Origin of the sequence: Shewanella sp. S1-49-MNA-CIBAN-0167, assembly GCF_040310145.1 — a bacterium.
GTDB lineage: Bacteria > Pseudomonadota > Gammaproteobacteria > Enterobacterales > Shewanellaceae > Shewanella > Shewanella psychromarinicola.
Map to the genome: position 1 here is coordinate 1 of NZ_JBEOPO010000131.1, position 381 is coordinate 381.

Below are 381 nucleotides of genomic sequence, written 5' to 3' on the forward strand. Positions count from 1 at the left end.
AGCGTATACCTCCGCTCCCATAGCTTGGTTTAATCCGCTGACTAAGTCGTTAATGGCTGAATCACTACCATAGCCGTCATTTTCAATTTCCATTAAACCAAATACATCAGCGTTAATGGCATGCATTGCACTGATAATTTTCACGCGTTGACGCTCAAATTCAGATAATGTGTCGGCGCCGCGATCAGTCGGAAATCCATTGCCGTTGCCATCACCGTTGAAATAATTAAGCACATTGAAACTGGCGACACGAAGATCTGCGCCAAGCGCTAACTCTGGAGTAGATTGTCGCGGGTTACTTTGCACTACATTGACCACTTGAGTTGGCATCACACGATATTGGCTAAAGGGTATATTTATCCAAATGGCCGACAGCGAAGT

At 45.1% G+C, this 381-nt stretch carries 1 pseudogene; it reads right to left on the reverse strand.

The annotated features are described in order from the left end of the window. Positions 1-381, reverse strand: a pseudogene (locus AAEZ00_RS20685) (ExeM/NucH family extracellular endonuclease); the annotation flags it as partial.